The 17,011-nt window shown below is 36.0% G+C and carries 23 protein-coding genes; all 23 read right to left on the bottom strand.

All coding sequences use genetic code 11. From position 1 onward, the window contains the following. Positions 1–49 precede the first annotated feature (49 nt). Positions 50–877, bottom strand: a complete 828-nt coding sequence (locus ACQQ6V_RS05880) for a DNA adenine methylase (RefSeq protein WP_448844625.1) — start codon at positions 875–877, stop codon at positions 50–52. Between the two features lie 166 nt (positions 878–1,043). After that, on the bottom strand, positions 1,044–1,382 hold the full coding sequence (locus ACQQ6V_RS05875) for a hypothetical protein (protein WP_448844624.1): 339 nt from the start codon (positions 1,380–1,382) through the stop codon (positions 1,044–1,046). 32 nt (positions 1,383–1,414) lie between these two features. Continuing rightward, complete coding sequence (locus tag ACQQ6V_RS05870; protein WP_448844623.1) at positions 1,415–1,903, bottom strand: hypothetical protein; 489 nt, start codon at positions 1,901–1,903, stop codon at positions 1,415–1,417. A 1-nt stretch (position 1,904) separates the two neighbouring features. Beyond that, complete coding sequence (locus ACQQ6V_RS05865) at positions 1,905–2,969, bottom strand: hypothetical protein (protein ID WP_448844622.1); 1,065 nt, start codon at positions 2,967–2,969, stop codon at positions 1,905–1,907. Between the two features lie 44 nt (positions 2,970–3,013). After that, a complete protein-coding gene (locus tag ACQQ6V_RS05860) occupies positions 3,014–4,378 on the bottom strand; it encodes a hypothetical protein (RefSeq protein WP_448844621.1) in 1,365 nt (454 codons plus the stop codon). A 4-nt stretch (positions 4,379–4,382) separates the two neighbouring features. After that, positions 4,383–5,159, bottom strand: coding sequence for a hypothetical protein (locus ACQQ6V_RS05855; protein WP_448844620.1), 777 nt, complete (start codon positions 5,157–5,159; stop codon positions 4,383–4,385). Positions 5,160–5,161: 2 nt separating this feature from the next. Further along, positions 5,162–5,596 (bottom strand): hypothetical protein, encoded by a 435-nt coding sequence (locus tag ACQQ6V_RS05850; protein ID WP_448844619.1) that lies wholly within the window; start codon positions 5,594–5,596, stop codon positions 5,162–5,164. Between the two features lie 26 nt (positions 5,597–5,622). Beyond that, positions 5,623–6,471: a nucleotidyltransferase gene (locus ACQQ6V_RS05845; protein ID WP_448844618.1), complete on the bottom strand. Its 849-nt coding sequence runs from the start codon at positions 6,469–6,471 to the stop codon at positions 5,623–5,625. Then, the gene (locus ACQQ6V_RS05840; protein WP_448844617.1) at positions 6,471–6,767 is read right to left on the bottom strand and encodes a LysM peptidoglycan-binding domain-containing protein; all 297 of its coding nucleotides are present in this window, start codon (positions 6,765–6,767) and stop codon (positions 6,471–6,473) included. The genes ACQQ6V_RS05845 and ACQQ6V_RS05840 overlap by 1 nt, the downstream gene beginning before the upstream one ends. 1 nt (position 6,768) lies before the next feature. Continuing rightward, complete coding sequence (locus ACQQ6V_RS05835; RefSeq protein WP_448844616.1) at positions 6,769–7,068, bottom strand: cell wall anchor protein; 300 nt, start codon at positions 7,066–7,068, stop codon at positions 6,769–6,771. Continuing rightward, on the bottom strand, positions 7,068–7,265 hold the full coding sequence (locus tag ACQQ6V_RS05830; RefSeq protein WP_448844615.1) for a hypothetical protein: 198 nt from the start codon (positions 7,263–7,265) through the stop codon (positions 7,068–7,070). Before ACQQ6V_RS05830 ends, ACQQ6V_RS05835 begins: the two co-directional genes overlap by 1 nt. A gap of 5 nt (positions 7,266–7,270) precedes the next feature. Beyond that, a complete protein-coding gene (locus tag ACQQ6V_RS05825) occupies positions 7,271–7,753 on the bottom strand; it encodes a hypothetical protein (RefSeq protein WP_448844614.1) in 483 nt (160 codons plus the stop codon). Then, complete coding sequence (locus ACQQ6V_RS05820; protein WP_448844613.1) at positions 7,753–8,721, bottom strand: contractile injection system protein, VgrG/Pvc8 family; 969 nt, start codon at positions 8,719–8,721, stop codon at positions 7,753–7,755. Before ACQQ6V_RS05820 ends, ACQQ6V_RS05825 begins: the two co-directional genes overlap by 1 nt. After that, positions 8,721–9,320: a DUF6046 domain-containing protein gene (locus tag ACQQ6V_RS05815; protein WP_448844612.1), complete on the bottom strand. Its 600-nt coding sequence runs from the start codon at positions 9,318–9,320 to the stop codon at positions 8,721–8,723. The genes ACQQ6V_RS05820 and ACQQ6V_RS05815 overlap by 1 nt, the downstream gene beginning before the upstream one ends. Further along, the gene (locus tag ACQQ6V_RS05810) at positions 9,320–11,215 is read right to left on the bottom strand and encodes a tape measure protein (RefSeq protein WP_448844611.1); all 1,896 of its coding nucleotides are present in this window, start codon (positions 11,213–11,215) and stop codon (positions 9,320–9,322) included. The genes ACQQ6V_RS05815 and ACQQ6V_RS05810 overlap by 1 nt, the downstream gene beginning before the upstream one ends. Positions 11,216–11,395: 180 nt before the next feature. Continuing rightward, on the bottom strand, positions 11,396–11,962 hold the full coding sequence (locus tag ACQQ6V_RS05805) for a hypothetical protein (protein ID WP_448844610.1): 567 nt from the start codon (positions 11,960–11,962) through the stop codon (positions 11,396–11,398). Positions 11,963–12,035: 73 nt separating this feature from the next. Then, the gene (locus ACQQ6V_RS05800; RefSeq protein ID WP_448844609.1) at positions 12,036–12,455 is read right to left on the bottom strand and encodes a hypothetical protein; all 420 of its coding nucleotides are present in this window, start codon (positions 12,453–12,455) and stop codon (positions 12,036–12,038) included. A 2-nt stretch (positions 12,456–12,457) separates the two neighbouring features. After that, entirely contained in the window at positions 12,458–13,630 is a 1,173-nt protein-coding gene (locus ACQQ6V_RS05795) for a DUF2586 family protein (RefSeq protein WP_448844608.1), read from the bottom strand. Further along, the gene (locus ACQQ6V_RS05790) at positions 13,608–14,126 is read right to left on the bottom strand and encodes a hypothetical protein (RefSeq protein ID WP_448844607.1); all 519 of its coding nucleotides are present in this window, start codon (positions 14,124–14,126) and stop codon (positions 13,608–13,610) included. The genes ACQQ6V_RS05795 and ACQQ6V_RS05790 overlap by 23 nt, the downstream gene beginning before the upstream one ends. Continuing rightward, positions 14,113–14,523 (bottom strand): N-acetylmuramoyl-L-alanine amidase, encoded by a 411-nt coding sequence (locus tag ACQQ6V_RS05785; RefSeq protein WP_448844606.1) that lies wholly within the window; start codon positions 14,521–14,523, stop codon positions 14,113–14,115. Before ACQQ6V_RS05785 ends, ACQQ6V_RS05790 begins: the two co-directional genes overlap by 14 nt. Then, entirely contained in the window at positions 14,510–14,863 is a 354-nt protein-coding gene (locus ACQQ6V_RS05780) for a hypothetical protein (RefSeq protein ID WP_448844605.1), read from the bottom strand. The genes ACQQ6V_RS05785 and ACQQ6V_RS05780 overlap by 14 nt, the downstream gene beginning before the upstream one ends. Before the next feature lie 23 nt (positions 14,864–14,886). Further along, positions 14,887–15,909 (bottom strand): hypothetical protein, encoded by a 1,023-nt coding sequence (locus ACQQ6V_RS05775; RefSeq protein WP_448844604.1) that lies wholly within the window; start codon positions 15,907–15,909, stop codon positions 14,887–14,889. A gap of 30 nt (positions 15,910–15,939) precedes the next feature. Further along, positions 15,940–16,941 carry an HK97 family phage prohead protease gene (locus ACQQ6V_RS05770; protein WP_448844603.1) on the bottom strand — a complete coding sequence of 334 codons (1,002 nt, stop codon included), beginning with the start codon at positions 16,939–16,941 and terminating at the stop codon, positions 15,940–15,942. Between the last annotated feature and the right edge of the window lie 70 nt (positions 16,942–17,011).

Raw genomic sequence — 17,011 nt, 5'->3', positions numbered from 1 at the left:
AAAAATAAAGCATCCCAAAGGATGCTTTTAAATAAGATTTAAACACTATTTAATTACTCTTATATATCATTATATCCTCATATCTCGCATTGTAGGTCAATTGATTGCCAACCGTCTTAATAGTCGCATCCGCAAACGGATTACGAGCATAGGAGTGATTCTCCATCCAGTCGCAAAGCTCAATGATTTGGCTTTTGTTGCTCGTGAAATAGAAGTAAGATTGATCTTCAATCGTTTTGAGAACATTGAGATAATCGCTAAGCTTCCAATAGTCTGGACGGCTGTATGTGGTGCAATCAGTCGAAAGATATGGCGGATCAACCAAGAATACTACATTAGGATAATCTTTGTATTGTTCAAAAAGCAGTCGATAATCCTTTCTAAAGACATCAACACCGTCCAAATAGCCATCAGCATTATAATCTGAAAGTCTTATTTTATTATAAAATTTTTCTTTTTTCAATGCTTCAAAATTGGTTGCATAGTTCATTGAGAAAAGTAAATTGGATGAAATTGTTACCCAATCTATAAAGCCTTTTTCTTTCTCAATTCTTGCGATAATTTCTCCGTGAAGATCATCGCTTAGTCTTTCTTTTCGATTGGGATTTTTGGCACAAATTGGGCGCAAATCAGCTAATACGGCGTTTGTTTTGTCAACGTTAGCAACCCGCTCCGAATAGTTGTCGAAATCATTATATACCACTTTAGCATCGGGATAATACTGTTTTACAGTGTGACTCAAAAGCCCCGAACCTCCGAAAAGATCAATATAAGTCGCTGTGGGTGAAAACTCATTTAAAGCGGTTTTAAATGGTTTTAAAAATCTGCGTTTTTGCCCTTGGAAAGGCAAAGGCGCCTGTACATAATTCAACTTCATTTTGAATATTTATATTAATAATTTACCTTTGCAACCTCTCACAGTATAAAAAAAGTAAAGCCAGCAAAAGAAGACTTTCGTCCTCCATTGCTGGCTTGTGCTATTAAATACTGTGAGAGGTTTTTAATTTTGGAGGACGTTTTTTAATTCCTTTCCTCCGTTGGAATTACAAATCATCAAAATGACCAGGATCTATTTTGTTTATGATATTGTAGAGTTTTTTTCCGCGTTTACTCAATGTGCCTAACTCATGGTTACGCTGTAAGGCTTCGGAAATCGTTTCACCTTCAGCACCAAACTCATAGCCACCATCAAGTTTTAATTCTTTATTCCATGTTGCGCGAAACTCACGATTTGCCCAGATGTCAATATTTTTTGCGGTATCTTTCCAGTAACCATCAGTATCGCCATATTCTTCATCTACATTATCCCTATTGATTATCGTAAGTGGAATGATCAGCCCAACCGCTAAAACCAACAAGGCAAAGCCTTTAATTTTTCTCATATATCATCAATTTCTGTTTAGTAATTTTACTACTACCATTCTTCGTTATTTGGGTTTAAGCGGTTAAAACTGCCAACGCTATCGTCATAATCAATAGAAGCATCCATAAATTGACCTAACAAATTGAATAATATTGTCGTAAACTTTTCGTATTGTGGCATCTTTAGATAGCGAGTGTTAGTATCGCTTTCTGGTTCTTCTTCGTTAAAGTCTGGGTTGGGTATTGGTTGGTAATTTTCGTCAACCTTATTAACCATTACTTGATTGTCTAAGCACCATTCTTTACCTACGTTTTTAGTAGTGTGCGTTAAGTGGTGCAATATCTCGTTAGTCTGAGGATTGATATAAACCGTCTTAAAGTTTAGCCACCATTTTTTAACGTCTGCATTATGGTTATTACCGACATAGCACAATACTCTAGCTAGGTTAACAGGTACAAAATCGCTAGTATCTGATATTTGTTTTTTGTAAATGAACTGATTAAAATAATCGTGGTCTTGTAAATTAATTTCTGTTTTCATGCTATGTAAATGTTACTGTTATGCCTAAAGTTGATGTGATGTGATTAAGTGCGCTTGCATAAGTTTTAAATAAGGGTTGCGTGTTATCTGTGTAAGATGTGTTAGCTGATAAACCTTGCAGACGTATTCTTTTGTTAGCTAATGTTACTGATTTAACTTGATTTGCAAAGTCTACAAGAAACCTTGATACCATATCAGGTGTAAGTGTTGTTATGTTATAATTTGTCAGTGATAGTTGCAAAATATAAGGCACAGGACAGTCTACTGTTTCTGTAATATGTTCTGGGAAACTAGCACCTCCATTATATGACGTATGACCATAACCACTAAAAGTGTTTCCATGAGACAATCCCATTCTCGTTGCGCTATTAAAATATTGTTCTATCTTAACATTGCTATTTCCTAAAGCTACATGAGATAAGTATCTTACGCTAGGTGGTATAAATGGCATAGTATCTACTGTATTACTACCTAAATAAACCCTATGTAGTATCAAGTATTCTAATAAAGGATTAATATCTCTTAAAGTGTCTTGGTTAAATACTCCTCCATTTGGTAATGTACCATAAGATTCTAACCTCTTTAAATTACCCAATGGGTTAATATATTGTGTGTTAGCTAAATAGTGGCATAAATTAAGGCTATTTGTTCCTAACACTACCTTAGTTAGGTTTGTAAATCGTTTCGATATTTTTGAGTAAGGTTGATAAAAATTAAATCTGTTATTATTTGAATTTGTTGAAAATATTAATGTGTTAATATCTTCAGGGTTAGATAGGTATATATTAACTTGGAAACTCGCATAAGTATCGCCAATAGAACTACCATTGCCATCTACACCTGGCATCATTGATACTTGTATAGAACTTACGTTTTCATAAATAAGAAATCGGTTAATATTATCTCCCCATCGTGATTCAACTAATACTCTAGTTTGATTAACGCCTCCAAAGTCTATTTTCCAATATCTATTGGTCGATGTACCTGTATTAAACTCCCCAGTACCGGTTATATCAGCATCTTTATATAGATTAGAAATTCCATCTGTCCCCAATACAGTCCTCAATACTCTATTATTGTTAATTCTTTTTTGTAAACTATATGTCCCCATTACTCAATGATGTTAAAGTTTTTAACCGCATTTTTTTGGTCTAATGTTAAAGCATTCCATTGAGCTGCTGTGCAATACCAATTGTCTAACCTTTCGCCATTATATATAGATATTTGGTTATTTACAGAACATTTGTAAAAATCTCCTCTTTTCAACCCTAAAGATGTTAGTTGTGCTTGTGTTGGTGGATTAAAAGTCGATGTTACTACTGCCGATAAGTCACTAGACCAAGCAATATCTCTTTCAATATCATCTGCCCCAACATAAGCTAATCGCCCATTAGATTGTCTAACACGCAGTCTATAACGCTCTAATGCTGTACCCGTTGTAGGTGTAATGTATAATTTCGTTAACTTTTTTAACCACTTCCACAATCCAAACAAACTAACTGCCTTGTTATTTTCTGTGTCGGGTGGCGTTTGGTTTTCCATTTCGGCTTCTGTGGCGAAAGTAGAACCGCTAGCTGAAACACCTACCAACAAAGGAACAACAGCGTTATAAGTAGAGCTATAATAACACTTTATCGATTGCCCAGGTTTAAGGACAAAAGGTGATTCTGGCAAAAGAAAAGCACGTTGATTAGCCGTTGGTGCGTGATCTATAAGATTAATATCTATCACGCAATCGTTGGTAATCCAAAACTCTAAACCGTCATACAACCAGTTAAGATTTTTACCGCTAATTCCAGCAATGTTAACCGCGCCTGCGGAACTAAGTTGCACTACAGAAAAATTACATTTTTTAGACCCATCCAACACCAAATAAGCTGGTGCAGAACTCGTAGCGAAATGCGTTTTCCAACCGTCCACGGCTTTTTCACGAAAACCCGATAAGACTTCAGGATCTATAACAGGTCCGTCAACATTCACGATAATTCTACGGATGTACAAAGCCCCAGAAGGCAGTTCTGGTTCTACAGCTTCGGCACTTTCAACACCTTCAGCTAGATGAAAGATAAATTCGTCATCAATTGCATACAGCACCAGCACTTTAACACATGTAACAACAGACGTATAATTAAAGTTTGAAGCAAAAGCACGTTCACGGATATTGCCTCCCAAACGCACCTTATTGGATCCGCTAGAATGCACTGCTAAACTTACGGTAGAGCTTGTCGCTGTAACAGCTCCAAGTGCGATAATTTCGGAGGTTTCAACCGTGAAAGGCAATTGCTCTTTTGGAACTTTTCCGTTGACTAAATCGGCTTTTTTGGATAATCTGTCTTCAAGATTCTCAACAGCCGAAATAGGAATAGGCTCCCACTTGTGCCAATACGAATCTTGCCACGCCCAAAAGTCCCATTCTGGCGGTTTTTTGCCGTTTTGGAATTTATCGTTAAGGGTATATTTTGGTATTACTGCCATTTTATTAAAAATTAAAACCTACGAAGCGGATATATTTCACGATGCGTGACGGCTGAATGTTTGATAAAGGTTGATTGTTGCCTGTAAAAGTTGCCGTTCTTTGCGTGTATGAAGGCAGAACCGTATTTTGATTTCCGCCTGTTCCACTATTACTTCCACCAATGGTAATTTGACTGGGTAAACTAATACTAAATGATGGTAAATTATTGACTGTTAAAGAAACTTGCGCCGCGCCCAAACTGCTATCTAACGCGCCAAAGTTAACATCGCCAGGTTTGTGTCCTACAGGCACTAAACCTGCTAGCTCTGTATGTTCTTCCCAACCCATTGGTATTTCGGCAGCAGATCGTCCCCAAATAGCTACCAAGCCGACAGGAACGGTTTTCTCAACTAATTTCAATCGGTCTTCCAATTGAAACAATGTTAAAGGTCTTCGGAAGTTTGCCCATTCGAATTGAACATCAGAACTTCCAAAAGTGACGTATCTTTTATAAATAACAGGCTTAACGGAACCATCTTCAAACCCGCGTTGATCCGCATTTTCAACAATAACGACATATTGACTTTTAGTCGCGGATTTAAACGGTAAAAGCTCTCCATTAATAGAGACAAAACCATCGCTGACTTCGTTAACATTAATATCCGTACAACCTGTAATAATTGCCAATTCGCCAGCTAATTGTCCATAAGCATTAAAGGTTTTATAAGCTTCTTGCGCTGCATCTAATATTTGAGTGCTGAGTGGAAATCCACCAGGTTGGTTAAAATCTATTCTATCCATTTTTAAACTTTTACTATTTTATATCGTTTGCTCGCTAGGCGATAAATCTCAATTAATGCCGTCATCTCGTAAGGACTATATTGTAAATCTGTTGGTACCTCAACAATAAAGTCGACACCTGTATCCTCGTAATCACTATCATCATATAAAAACATCGTACCTAGAAAGCGCGGCTTTTGTTCGCCATCGGTGTAGATGTATTGTCTTCGATAAGCATTTCCGTCCGTTATTCTTATTCGTCTTAGTTGACGATCAAAGCGATCATTAAGCGCAGCTTGCATATAGCATTTTTGGGAGTTGTGTGCTAATCGATAAATACAATCTTTTCGGAACTGTAACCACGCATAATGCACTTTAACAAACTGCGACATCATCACATCCGTCCATTGCTGGAGAAATATTGTTCTAAGAAAGGTTGGCGTTATCAAAACTGCCAACCTTTTAAAATTGACGTTAAACCACATTATATTCTCGCTTCATATTGAATGTTGTTAAAATTTTCGATCTCAAAATAACCACTTGTAGGCACTTTCGTTACAGCTACATTTTGAAAATCGCCATAATCGACACCATTGTCGCTGATCCACTTGGAAGACGCATTAATAATCTGAACTATTTTTACACCTTCGGTCACTTGTAACTTGTCAATCAAGGATTGTAGAATTAACTCACCATTAAAAGGCAGTTCTTTCATAAACTCCTGCAAAGCCACTTCAACAGGCTTAATACTTGGATTAAGAATTGAAGCACCTTCGGGTGTAAGTAGTAACGGATCATAATAAATTACCAGTTGTAATCTCAAGATATCAGGTAAATAATTAATCACCGTGATTCTCACGCCTGCGTCTTTTATTTCTGCTAAATAAGCATCGAAAGCTTGTTTTTCAATCTCTTGAATCGGTGCTAATTTTCCGCCATTTTCTGTGGCTATTTTGATAATCAAACGACTTTCATTAACTGCTTCCGTCACAGCAGAATATTTAATAATTTTTGATGCTTCAATTTGTTCGGCTGTCTTTCCTGTATTGTCAAAAACATCCGTATCAGGTCTCAAAGAAAATCCATATTGAAACATCAACGCCTTTCGACGATACCATCTTTTAGTATGAGGCATTAACATATCCAAAATCGCCAAAATTTCGGTTTTCAAATCATCGAAAAGCGTTTCAATTACCCAACTGGCATAAGCCACGATGTACAAGAATAATCGCCAAATTGAGGTCTTGGAAGTCGAATCCAAAACCGCTAGCTCTGGCTGCTGTTCTTTATAATCGATTAAGCTTTGATATATGTCTTCTAATTTTCTAGCCATTATTGTACAATGAAATCTTGGTTAATAATCCAATAAGAAATCCCTTCAAGTTGTTCTTCAGCTTCGCCTCCAGTTGTTATGGACGTGGCTGGCTGTATGCCTTTTGCGCTGTAATAGTTCACGATATCCATATCTTTTTCGATGTCATCTGGAATGATTAGCACCGCTCCTGGTTCCAATAGATCCGACACGCCTAAGCCGTTTGCTCTTGCTATCGCATAAGCATTGGTTGCATTGCCTGTATGCTGAATTGCGATATCTAGCAAGGATTGTTTATGTAGGATTGTTATCTCCATCTTAAAGGGCTTTGCCGTTGAGTTGTTTGTATTTTTTAAGTTCGTCGGTTAACGCATCAATTCTGTTTTCAAGCTCTCGAATAGTTTCCTCAGCTTCATTAAATTTTTTAATTGCAGATTCTAACCTTTGTCCAAGATCATCCGCATAATTTTTATAATATCCTAAGAGCTTTTCAGCGTTTTCAATCTGCGAACTTTCGACATCTGTGGCGGCTTTTTTTCTTCCAAAAAACCAACCTCCAAATCCAGTCACCAAAGTAGCTAGCAAAACGCCGATGTTTTCAATTAAGATTTGTTTCATTATTCAATATTTATAATAGTTACCGCACCATTTGGTGCAGTTGCAGTAATGGTCATGTTTTTTATTTCGAAAATCACAGCTTGTGCAAGTCGTTCTGCAAATTTCTCTTTTGATGTTTGTGGAGAATTTTCTTCAACGCCACATTCATCCATCACCGAAATGATTTTGTTTTTTAATCTTTCTTCTGAAGTAGCCATTTAAACTATTTTAAAAAGTCTTTAAACCTATTTTCAATACTCAAAAATTGAGGTTTGTTTACCAATAATATTGTGCTTCCTGTGTTGGTTGTAAACTTCATTTTTTGAATTTCTTGAAGTAAATCAACCATTAATTTTTTCAACGTCTCGTTTTCTTTTTTCAACAAAAAGCCGTTTTTATCAAAATTGAATTTTACATTTTCAATATTCCAATCTACCTGCTCAACTTCACTATAAACCTCAACGTATAGTTGTTTTATATCTTCCTCGATAGGCGAAACTAAAACCGATGAACCAACAACTGGATAAATAAATAATTGCTTTTTTGAGCCGTCTATAATGGATGATAATTGTACGTTGTAGAATTCAATTTCATCGTCTTTTACAGTGCAAACGCCATTTTCTTTATCTACTTCTGTAACCTCAGCAGGAAATGTTGATATTCCTCTTCCTTTTAGAGCAGCAAAAGCTTTCTGCAAATCGTCCATTACAATCTATTTCCTAAAGTTACTTTTCGCCTTGCTCCACTCATTCCGTAGGTTGTTACAACTGTTTTTATGAAGTAATTGCCCTCTCTGTTTTTGTGCTCTTTATCTATAATTTCTGCTGTCATTCCCCTTGTTGCAAATGGCAATAAGAAAGACGTTACATCACCTTCAAATCCATCGTATTTAGCTTCTTTCAAAACTTTATCTGCCATACTCTGGAGAACTTTCTCATCGTACACAGCATTAAGATTGTAAACCCTTTCTTCTCCATCTTTGTCTCCAGCAATGTATTTTTTCTTTTTGTTGGTTTTCTTATCCGTCCAGGTGTAGATAACTTTTATCTTCTTTTCATCTGCTGTTTTGAATTCCAGATTGTTCTCAACAAGATTATAATTAAGGTCATATCTTACTTTTTGTCCAATGTTTGTTGCTTGTTGCAGTCCACAATAGAGAGAGCCATCATCTTCAAGAAAAACACTCATTCCCATTGTTTCTTTGAGTTCTTGCAAAGCTTGAGTTCCGTTTTTGCTTCTGATAATCCAACTATCAAGATTTACGCTCGGAATTTTGTTGGACAGCTTAATTTCTGTACCCAAAACAATTTCTTGAAGCACTTTCTTTAATGTTGTTTTTTTCCAAGACCGAGAAACATTTTTTCGTCTCAAAAGCCACATCGCATCTTCGCAATGGATTTCCATTGGAATTTTTGGATTTACTTTTTTTACAAATCCTGTAAATTCAACGCCTTCATATTTCCCTTCATAAGCCAAAGTGATTTTGACTTTATCTCCAGCTTTTATAACCTCTTCTATATATTTTTGCTCATTATTTGACCTAATTTTAAACTTGGTCGGCATTTTAATAATAGCTGTATCTACAAGCTCCAAAACGCTTTTTGTGATTTCAACTTCATTAACAGAGCGAAAAACATAATCCCCAATTTCTATTTTTGCAGCTAAAATGTACATTAGAGTAATTGTTTTAAGGTTTTCTCTTTTTCGTTCAAATCGGCGTAAAAATCTTGATCGCTTACTGCTGTAATTGTAAATTTTTGCAATCCCTGTTCTCCTGCCATTTCATCCAGTTGTAAGTCTTTCAGAACAATATTTCTAATTTCAAACAATTCCAAAAATGGATTTGAAACCACTTCTAAAGAATCATTGATTTCAAACATTTTTTTGAGTTCTAAAACTTGCTCTGTTGGATAGATTTCCATATCCTGTTCGTTTACGCAAACTCCTTTTATATTAATGCTGTAATCTTCTGTACAGATGTATTCTTTTACCGTTCCTTTCCGTTCTTTTCCTACGGTAGCCGTTTCAACAATGGTTTTTACAAGTCCTATACTCAGAAGCGGTTCGTTCGGAAAAACATATTGATTTCCTGCTTTGTCCGCTACTTTTAATGTTGTAAAATACCGACCTCCAAGAACCAAGTCTTTTCCAATGCCATTGAGAGAAGGGAAAACAAACTTTGTTTTGTTGTTTTTCCACCACAACGGAAAAGTCATTCCTACATAATCAAAATGAGCCCTTGCTACCAATTCTTTAAAATCAAATTCCGCCATTATCCTGTCTGCATTTGGTTAGCACTGTTTACGGCTCTCAACAAAATTTCTTGAACTTTTTCGCCAAGATTATTGATGCCTGTTTCTGTCTTATCTACATTGATAATCGTATGATCTTGAAGCTTATTTATATTGATAGTTATGGTCGTCATCTTATTTCCGCCTGATGTAATACCATCCGTTTTATTTTTTCCTTTTTTTCCATCAGAATCCGCAGAACCATCTTTAGCCATTCCTTTTCCTGACAAACCAGGAACAGCAGATAAATAATCATTAGCATTCCCCTTTTCTGTACCTGTTAGACCTTTGAATGAATTTTTAGTTTTATTCCAATCCTTTGAAAATCCTTCGCCATCTAGTTTTATACTAATTTCTGATGCCGCTTTTTTTATTCCAGCAACATTCTTAACGCTTTGATTTGCAAATTCATAATCTTGCTTTTTCTGTGCTTCCATCTGAGCTTTAATTTGCCCCGAAGCTTCTGTTTTTACCTTTTCAGTAACTTTGGAGAATGCTCCAGAAAAATCGCCATTCATTGCCATTTTAATAGCGTCACCCACTTTTGAGAATATTCCAACAATGTTTTGCGCTGCATCTTTTGCGTGAAGGATTACTAAGTTGAATCCATTTTTGAAATTTTGAACACCATAATCGAAATTGAGTTTTATCTGATTCCAAGCCAGTTCAAAAATAGTTTTAAGATTTTTCCAACTTTCGCCCCAACCAGAGGTATATTTCATTGCCATTCCGATAACACCTATTAAAGCAACAATTCCAATGACAATCCAACCAATTGGAGAAATAGCAATTACTGCATTTAAAATTCCCCAAGCAATTGCAGCATCCAAAATATAGGGAGCAACAGGTTTTAAGAAATTAAGCAAACCTATTAATCCTGTTGTAAACCAGTTAACAATCAATAAAACACTATTCATAACATCTCCAAACATTGACAATGCATCTGATGTAGATGATAGTCCAAAAACACCATCAAAAGCTGTTTTCAAAAAATCCTTTAATGCTGAAACTACTGGATAAATATTTTGCCATAGCAAATCAAACCAATGTGCAATTAGAGGTAAATGATCTTGCAGAACTTGCAACAAATCTGCTGCACCACCAAGAACGTCGCCAAAAATTCCACCGCCATAACCTCCAACAGCCACTAAAAATCCCCACCATTGGTCTTCAAGGTTAGAAATTTGACCGCCTAAAGTTTTGGAAACTACTTCCATTGAACCTGCAACACCGTCCATTGCACCATAAGCAATTACAGCATCTTTGATGGCTTGTTCATTATTTGCAACTTCTTTGGTTACACCTTTGAAAGTTAATTTTACTTTATCCCCAGATTTTGAAGCTTTGATACCAAACTCCTTCATTCTCTCGAATTCGCCAGTTTGAGCATCCATCAATGCTTCGACTAATTGATCGAATGATTTTCCTTGAGAACTTGCTAAATCTCCCATTTTGGTCATTTCTTCCATTGTAGGATAAATACCCCGATTAACCAGTTTTATAAATCCTCCTGTCAACTCATTGAGCTGATAAGGTGTTTTAGCTGCAAAATCGGTAAGCATTGCCAACGCTCCAGAGCCAATTTCTTTGCTTTGGAAAGTATTGGTAAGAACCGCATCGAATTTTTCAAATTCTGCCCGAGCGTCAACAACTTTCCCTACAAAACCCTGTAAAGTTGCCACAGCAAAAAGACCAATAAAAGCACTTTTTAAATTGCTTAAGCCACCAGCTATCTTTTTTGATTCTTTATCTACATTTCCTAAATCCTTTATAAAATCTTTTGCTTTTCTGGAAGCCACACCAACACTACTCGCAACTTGTTTTAGTTGAGAACTGGCGTAATCTTTCATTTTAACAATAAATTCGTAGGCGTTCATTTTATTTTGCTTCAGAAGCTTTTTTCTCCTGTTGTCTTATAAAGTGTAGATCTTGTATTTTTTCAGCCCAATCTTCGTCCGATAAATCATTCGGATTTTGAATGTGCATATAGTAATTGAGATAGGCATTGAATAGCCTTATATCAATATATTCTCCGTATTCTTTTGCCGATGCATCGTCTATGTCGACAATGGCATCGGTGAGCGCTTTTTTAAGCGTGCCGATTTTTGATTTTGTAATTTTTCAATCGCTTGATATAGAGGGAATCTGTAGTCTGGATTGTTTTTATCATCAAATTCTACGTCTTTTGAAATAACAATCATATCAAACAAATGTTCTTGAGTTTGGAAAGGTTTGTTGGTTTGATTTTTTTTCTCAGCCAATCTGATGTCCTCTCTTGTAATAACCCTTACAACACATTTTTTATCTTCGATAATAATTTCGTGTCCATTTTTTGTGTTGTTGATTATTGCGTCTGGATAGTTGAAGAAATCAACCAACTCTTTTCTTGCTGGTAAGAAATAATCATCATTTGTTCTTATTTCTTCATCTCCACCCAACCAAAGTGCGTTTAACATTTCTTCGCCAAATGCGATGTCGCCACCTTTTTGCATTGCTGTAAATGCTCTTTTGAAATCAAGCATTTTTGGTTCTTTCAAAAACGCTAATTTATCTTCTACAGGAAGCTCATAGATACCTCCGTGTTTTTTTTCCCAATCTTGGATTTGTTCTTGTGTTACTTGCATTTTGCTTGTTGTTTTTAAAAAAGCCTGTCCCCAATGAGCACAGGCTTTTGAGAAAATTTAATAGATATGAATGTTATTCTTGTGGTAAAAGATCAAGGAAAATAAATGGCAATTGAATAATCATATTTCCGTCTCCTGTTTTAATCCCTTTTTTTACTTCTGTAATTTCACACGTTTTACAGATGTCTGTTACGGTTTGTCCGCCATCTTCTGGCACATAAGCAACTGTGAGGTCAAATGAAAGTTTTAGCACGTTTTTATTAGGAGCATCTCTTGTCATTGCTTCTAATTCAGATTGCCAAACTTCGATTGTTCCATCGCAATCCTCATCACCTCTCAAGATTCTGTGACCTTTGTTGCCACGACCTCTCAAAATGGATTTGGCTTGTTTTCTTGTATATTCTACAGATTGCACACCTGTAACTATTCTACCACCTACAACTACTGAGACATCGCTCCAGCTGTATTGTTTTGAATCAAATGTATCTGCCATAATTAAGATTCTGTATTTGTTGTGAAACCAATATTCACGGTTATGTATTTTGCGTAGCCAACAGGTAAAAGTTTAATTTCTATTAAAACCTGTCCTGTAGAAACTACGTTTTGATTTGCGTTTATTTTAACGGCTACATCGGAAAGATTTCCAGTATTTACCATTAATGCTCTTATCTGTGTATCAACAGCTGCCTGCCAAGATTTAATGATTCCTGGGTGGATGGTTCCGTCTGTGTTGATAGGCACTTCGTCTTTCAAATAATCAAGTAAAACATCATAAGCAATAAGAACTGCTTTGTCCATTACAAAACCATTTGCAAGCGTATTGAAATCATCATCAACCTGCGTTAATGTTGGATCATCGGAAAAATAAAATCCTGAACGACCAACATAATTTTGAAGGAAAATGTAACCTTTGTTGTGGATGGCATTCCATTGAGCGGATAGGCTTTCGACTTTTCCGCCAGATGTAAAGAATGCAGCTGTATTTTCAACTGAGCCATCTCTAACACGTCCAATGTTTCTTTGAACTGGAATGCTTGCCAAACGTCCCAACGCTAAACCTATTGAAGCATCCACAGAACCATCTGTATTGGACAACAAAATAGAGACTCTATTATAGTTATTATCATCAACATAATTTTTCAAATCTGTCGATACTCCAGAGAAATTATTTCCCGACAAGATTACTCGAAATGGAAAATATTTTTCTGCGAATTCATCTGCTAAAGCTTGCGTTTTTTCAACTGCTGTAGATACATCAGCATCTAATCCGTGGGTAATCGTTGGAGAAACTGTAGGCTGTTTTACAACTCCGAGAACTCTGATATTTCCGCCTGCATCTGCAATTAATTGTTTTGCAACACCAGTATCTTTGTCAAGAGCTGATGTCATTGTTGTAGCGTCGGAAATCAACATAAACCACAGTTCTGCGTTGCTTCCTGCATAATCGTAGAATGCTTTGATATGTTTGTAAGCAAAGGCATTACTTCCAGTCTCTTCAATGCCCAAATCTTTAGCCTCTTGTAATGAGAATATTTGATAAGATTTGCCAATTGTTGCTTTTTCTGCAACAGTTGCACCTGTAATCAATAGACCAGGAATCTTTTGGATGTCGGCAACGTCTTGACCAAGTCCGTTGGTTGAGATATTAAACTTTATGTATGGTAACATTTAAGTATATTTTTAAAATGAATAAAATGATGATGCACACTAAGAAACCACCCCCAAAAGCCTTGACTAAATCCCAAAATGTATAGCCTGTATGAGTATCAGTTGAGATATTTTCTTTAACCGAAGTTTTGGAATCTTTACTTTCAAAATCCTGTCGAATTTTAGCAGCCAAAGCCACGGAATCACATTCAGCCGTTACTGTAATTGTATCGTGTTTGATAACCACTTTTGCCGTTGCATTTCCGTTTTTTTGAGTAAAACTTTTATTAATGCTTTGCGGAACAGAACCGTCTGGACATTTTGAAACAGCGTTTAAAGGCAATTTAAAATCCGTTGAAGATCCTGGAGCCGTAAGAATAGTATCTCTGTATTTTGTAATTTTTACAGAGCTTACTCCGTTTGTGGTTTCTTTGGTTTGGGTTACCTGCCGATTAGATTGGCAAGCTCCCAAAACAAGCAACAGCAACAAAAAGAAAATTGCGTTAAATGTTTTCATACTCTTTCTTGGCATTGAATGAAGGACAGGCTTTTTTTACGTTAGGAAAATCACGATGTCCTTGAATAATAGCTTTAGGAAAATGTTTTTTAAGTTCTTTTAGCTTTGCTAGTAATGCTTTTTTTTGAGCATCGGTTCGGTTGTCAATTGGTTTTCCATTCTTATCAATACCTCCTATATATGAGATGTTGATAATTTGAGAGTTCAAACCACCTACACCATTTGAAACTTGTTCAATAGGTAATAATTGTACAATTTCCCCATCTGGATTTACAATAAAATGATAGCCGGGCATTCTCCATTTCAAACTTGTTTTCCAATAGTTGCTTATTGAACTAATAGATGTGGTTTGAGGTGTGGCTGTGCAATGCACGGCTATATATTTAATCGTTCGCATTAGCTAGCTCTAATTTTTTAGCGTCGTTCAACTCTTGAATTTTTGCTCCCGAAAGTTTAGAGTCTGGATCAGCTCCAAAGAGTTCTTTATACTCTACCGTGGCTTTTTCTTTTAGCTCTTTGTATTCAGCAACTGAAAGCTTAAGCGTTTCCTGTTTTTTAGTTAAATTTCCGCCATTAGAGAAAGTTTCAATAGTTGGATTGTCTTCGTCTAATGTTTTTGCGTGGGTTAATGCATCATTCTTTTTCAAGAATAAAAATCCGTCCACGGTCGCAAAAACTTCTTTTGTATTAGCATTGGACTTAAAAAAGTCCAATGCTTTTTGTTTTGTATCTGACATTTTAATTAGATATTAAAAGATGATTAAAGAATAGCCCCAAAGTATTTCGGTGCATTACTTCTAATTTTTCCATTCAAGGCTCTTTGTCCCATTGAGAACAAATCAGCTTGCCAGCCAGAATGCTTCAATGTTGGATAAATCTCAACGTCTCCTGTACATCTGAATACTTCTTCAGAATCCCAAATAATGGATGCTTTTTTGTCTCCTGCTTCAGCAGTGGATCCCCACGGTTTTTTCACACCTGCGGAAGTGTATAAAGGTGTTTTAGAATAGAAAAACACTTTAAAATCAGCAATCGTTGCTCCTTTTTCAGAACTGATTTCTTTGTAAAGCTTCTTGTCTTCCTTACGAATTCTGGAAGCGTGATCAGCTGTCAATAAGACGTTTAAAGTTGTCATATCAAGGTCATGGTCTCTCATGAATGCTTGCATATCGAAAAGACCGTCAATAACAGAATCCGTTGCACCAAGGTTTAGAATTTTGTTAAATTCATCATTCGTTGCTGCCGCCCAGTTAAAGGCTGTTCTTTGAGCCATATTTTTTGCTAACGCATTTCTATGTCGATTAAGAACTGATGCTCTTTTGTCATAGCTTAATTCGGCTTCAAGCAAGTTATTATGCTTGGTTTGAGAAGTTGACCAAATTTGCAATAGAACCTCGTGAGGAATGTCGCTAATATTCTGAATTGGCAATTCCTCGTCATTTTCTGTAAAGTAATTAAGATGTACATCTGGATCTACTCCAGCTTCCGCTAAATGAAGTGTATTATTACTTACATAGGCTGATAAATCTTGAGATTGAGCAATAAAGGAAGTATCTGGCAAAGGCTGTTCTCTAATGTCAGCAATCCAAACTTCTGTTTGTAAACCCTCCTGTAAGATTCCTTTTGAAAAAGGCTTAAAATAGGTTACAGTTGCATAAGTCACAACAATTCCTAAAGCCAAATAAATAGGATTTACTTCTACAAAACTTGACAAAACAAACGAGAAAGCAAATGCTAAAATAAAGTTAATGGACAAAGCCAATAATGAAAGTCTCTTTTTCATAATATTTTTAGAGTATTTTTTGATTGATAATTATTTTTGAGCTGGCGTATATCTTACACCTTCCGCATAAGCTTTGGAAAGCTGAGCGTACTTCAATGGCTCTTCTGTTCTTATTTTTGACAATTTCACAGGGTCGTGTTTTTGCAGATAATCAAAAGATTCATCGCTCGTGTTTACAGGTTTCTTTTTACCTCCAGCAAGTACAACCGCTTCAATAGTTGAATTTCTATCGTCTTTTTCGTCGGCACTTTCTTTGTCTTCAATCAATTTTGAAAGCTTCACTTTTTGACCATCGAAATCATTTTCGAATAATGAAATCTGTCCTTCAGCCAAATCTTCTGGAATCAATCCAAGTTTAACCGCTTTTTGTACAATGGTTGTGGCTTCAGATTTTTGAAGAGCAATATATTTGTCCTTCCATTCAGATACTTCTGTTGTTTTTTTCTGTAGAGAAAGTTTCAACTCATTTACAGCGTCTAAGACCAACACCTCCGAACTATCAGCACTTTTACCTAATGCAAGTGCAATTGTTTTTAATTCTGACATTTTATTTTCTGATTTTTGATTGATTTTTTTTAGTTGAACAGCGGTATTTTCTTTGGAAAGCTTGAGCGCTTTATCATTACCACCAACATCAACAATTGAAATTTCTTCAAGCTTACAAGCTGTAACAGTTTCTAACAATTGACCAGCTATAACATCTTTAGCATCTGATGAGGTTCCGAGAACTGGAGCGTACATAGAAGCCATACGGATAAAACCACGTTCAACTTTTCCAGCGATTTTGGCAGCAAAAGGATCTTCCATATCAAACTCAATAGAAGCTATCAAGTCTGTTCCTCTTTTATAAAGCTTTACACATCTTCCAATTACAGCACTTCCTTTATTCTCATCTGTTTTGGCAAATTCCCTTTCGTGCATAAAAAGAACAATTGGGTTTTTCATATACTGAGTATAATCAATACCATCCGTCAGCACTCTGAATTTGTACTCATTTACATCCTCGGTATTAATAATAAAATCGTGTGTCATTTTTAGATTCTGTTCTAATTTCTTGAGACAAAATTGAACGATTTGAAGAGCTAAAAAAAATCACAAAACA

It is taken from the genome of Chryseobacterium electrogenes (genome assembly GCF_053553015.1).
This window is presented reverse-complemented; position numbering and strand designations above follow the sequence as displayed.

What these genes read in the sequence shown, in the direction of transcription:
- ACQQ6V_RS05800 (WP_448844609.1), bottom strand. Translation starts at nt 12,455, where the DNA reads ATGGCAGATACATTTGATTCAAAACAATACAGCTGGAGCGATGTCTCA.
- ACQQ6V_RS05860 (WP_448844621.1), bottom strand. Translation starts at nt 4,378, where the DNA reads ATGGCAGTAATACCAAAATATACCCTTAACGATAAATTCCAAAACGGC.
- ACQQ6V_RS05780 (WP_448844605.1), bottom strand. Translation starts at nt 14,863, where the DNA reads ATGTCAGATACAAAACAAAAAGCATTGGACTTTTTTAAGTCCAATGCT.
- ACQQ6V_RS05855 (WP_448844620.1), bottom strand. Translation starts at nt 5,159, where the DNA reads ATGGATAGAATAGATTTTAACCAACCTGGTGGATTTCCACTCAGCACT.
- ACQQ6V_RS05840 (WP_448844617.1), bottom strand. Translation starts at nt 6,767, where the DNA reads ATGGAGATAACAATCCTACATAAACAATCCTTGCTAGATATCGCAATT.
- ACQQ6V_RS05825 (WP_448844614.1), bottom strand. Translation starts at nt 7,753, where the DNA reads ATGGACGATTTGCAGAAAGCTTTTGCTGCTCTAAAAGGAAGAGGAATA.
- ACQQ6V_RS05875 (WP_448844624.1), bottom strand. Translation starts at nt 1,382, where the DNA reads ATGAGAAAAATTAAAGGCTTTGCCTTGTTGGTTTTAGCGGTTGGGCTG.
- ACQQ6V_RS05870 (WP_448844623.1), bottom strand. Translation starts at nt 1,903, where the DNA reads ATGAAAACAGAAATTAATTTACAAGACCACGATTATTTTAATCAGTTC.
- ACQQ6V_RS05775 (WP_448844604.1), bottom strand. Translation starts at nt 15,909, where the DNA reads ATGAAAAAGAGACTTTCATTATTGGCTTTGTCCATTAACTTTATTTTA.
- ACQQ6V_RS05845 (WP_448844618.1), bottom strand. Translation starts at nt 6,471, where the DNA reads ATGGCTAGAAAATTAGAAGACATATATCAAAGCTTAATCGATTATAAA.
- ACQQ6V_RS05805 (WP_448844610.1), bottom strand. Translation starts at nt 11,962, where the DNA reads ATGCAAGTAACACAAGAACAAATCCAAGATTGGGAAAAAAAACACGGA.
- ACQQ6V_RS05785 (WP_448844606.1), bottom strand. Translation starts at nt 14,523, where the DNA reads ATGCGAACGATTAAATATATAGCCGTGCATTGCACAGCCACACCTCAA.
- ACQQ6V_RS05810 (WP_448844611.1), bottom strand. Translation starts at nt 11,215, where the DNA reads ATGAACGCCTACGAATTTATTGTTAAAATGAAAGATTACGCCAGTTCT.
- ACQQ6V_RS05770 (WP_448844603.1), bottom strand. Translation starts at nt 16,941, where the DNA reads ATGACACACGATTTTATTATTAATACCGAGGATGTAAATGAGTACAAA.
- ACQQ6V_RS05835 (WP_448844616.1), bottom strand. Translation starts at nt 7,068, where the DNA reads ATGAAACAAATCTTAATTGAAAACATCGGCGTTTTGCTAGCTACTTTG.
- ACQQ6V_RS05820 (WP_448844613.1), bottom strand. Translation starts at nt 8,721, where the DNA reads ATGTACATTTTAGCTGCAAAAATAGAAATTGGGGATTATGTTTTTCGC.
- ACQQ6V_RS05830 (WP_448844615.1), bottom strand. Translation starts at nt 7,265, where the DNA reads ATGGCTACTTCAGAAGAAAGATTAAAAAACAAAATCATTTCGGTGATG.
- ACQQ6V_RS05815 (WP_448844612.1), bottom strand. Translation starts at nt 9,320, where the DNA reads ATGGCGGAATTTGATTTTAAAGAATTGGTAGCAAGGGCTCATTTTGAT.
- ACQQ6V_RS05795 (WP_448844608.1), bottom strand. Translation starts at nt 13,630, where the DNA reads ATGTTACCATACATAAAGTTTAATATCTCAACCAACGGACTTGGTCAA.
- ACQQ6V_RS05790 (WP_448844607.1), bottom strand. Translation starts at nt 14,126, where the DNA reads ATGAAAACATTTAACGCAATTTTCTTTTTGTTGCTGTTGCTTGTTTTG.
- ACQQ6V_RS05880 (WP_448844625.1), bottom strand. Translation starts at nt 877, where the DNA reads ATGAAGTTGAATTATGTACAGGCGCCTTTGCCTTTCCAAGGGCAAAAA.